We start from the raw sequence: 1,463 nt of genomic DNA, 5'->3' as shown, positions 1-1,463 counted from the left end.
AGCTTGGCCGCCGCCAGCGCGGCCAGCTGCGCCGTGCTCAGGCCCGCCGTCTGCGCGGTCGTGAACGCTACCGCCTGCGCCGTCGTCAGCGCGCCGATCTGCGCGGTCGACAGCACCGCCAGCTGCGCGCTGCCCAGCGCCAGCAGGTCGCGCGTCTCGATCGCCGCCAGGTCGTCCGACCCCAGCGCCGCCAGCAGCGGCTTGCTCAGCGCACCCACCTGGCTGGACGTCAGCGCCACCATCTGATCGGTGGTCAGCAGGTCGACGCCGGCCAGGTGCGCGGTCGGCAGCGCCGCGATCTGGCGCACCGACAGCGAGGCGATCTGCGCCGTGCCGAACGCGTGCAACTGCTCCGGCACCAACTGCGCGATCACGGCGGTGTTCAAGGCGCCGACCGCCGCCGTGGTCAAGGCCGCCAGGCCGTCGCTGCCCAGGCCGCGCAGCTGGGACGCCACCAGGGCGGCCGCCTGCGCCGCGCTCAGCGCGCCCACCTGCGTGGTTGACCACGCCGCCAGCTGCGCCGTGTTCAGGCTGGCGATCACCTGCGACGACAGCGCCGCCAGGTGGGCGGTGTCGATGGCCGCCACCTCGTCCTGCCGCAACGCCTGGTATTGGCGCGAGCTCAGCACGCCGAACTGCGTGACCGACAGGCCGGCGAATTGTTCCAGCGTCAGGCCGGCCAGCGCGGCGGTGGTCAGCGCCGCCACCTGGCGCCCGGCCAGTGCGCCGATCTGGCGGCTGGTCAGGGCCGCCAGGTTGGCCGGCGACAGGCCGGCGATCACCGAGCTGTTCAGCGCCGCCAGGTCGCTCAGCTGCAGGTTGGCCACCACCTCGGCCGACAGCGCGGCGAACTGCGCGCTGCTCAGCATGGACGCCTGGGCGCCGGTGAAGGCGTTGATCTGGTCGCTGCTCATCGCTTGCAGCTGGTCGGTGCGCAGGCCGGGGATGGCACCGATGCGCAGCGCGGCGATCTCCGCCGTGTGCATCTGGGCCAGCACCTCGGCCGACAGCGCGGCGATGTGCTGGCTGCCCAGGCCGGACGCCTGGACCGTGGTCAGGCCGAGGATCTGCTCGCTGCCCAGCACCGCCAGCTGGGCGGTGCTCAGGCCGTAGATGGCGGCCGCGCTCAGCGCCGCGAAGTCCTGCGACTCCAGCGCCGCCACCGCGGCCAGCGACAGCGCCGCCATTTGCGCGCCGCTTAAAGTGGCCGCCTGCGCGGTGGTCAGCGCGATGGCCTGCTCGACCGACATGCCGGCCAGCGCGGCGGGTTTCAGCTGGGCGATTTGCGCCGTGCTGAGGGAACCGATCTGGTGCTCGGCGCCGCCCAGCGCGGCGAACTGCGCCGAGTTCAACACGCCGAACATCGCCGCCGGCAGGGCCGCCAGCGCGGCGGGCGACAGCTCCGCCAGACGGGCGGCCGACAGCCCGCCGGCCGCGGCCGGATTCAGCTTGGCGAGCTGCGC

The 1,463-nt window shown here is 73.9% G+C and carries 1 pseudogene; it reads right to left on the bottom strand.

What is annotated here, in order from left to right:
• Positions 1-1,463 (bottom strand): annotated as a pseudogene (locus GTP90_RS35690) (hypothetical protein); the annotation flags it as partial.

It is taken from the genome of Duganella vulcania, assembly GCF_009857655.1.
In the GTDB taxonomy this organism is placed as follows: domain Bacteria; phylum Pseudomonadota; class Gammaproteobacteria; order Burkholderiales; family Burkholderiaceae_D; genus Rugamonas; species Rugamonas vulcania.
Note: the sequence above shows the minus strand (reverse complement) of the source record. Positions and strands in the feature narration are given on the sequence as shown.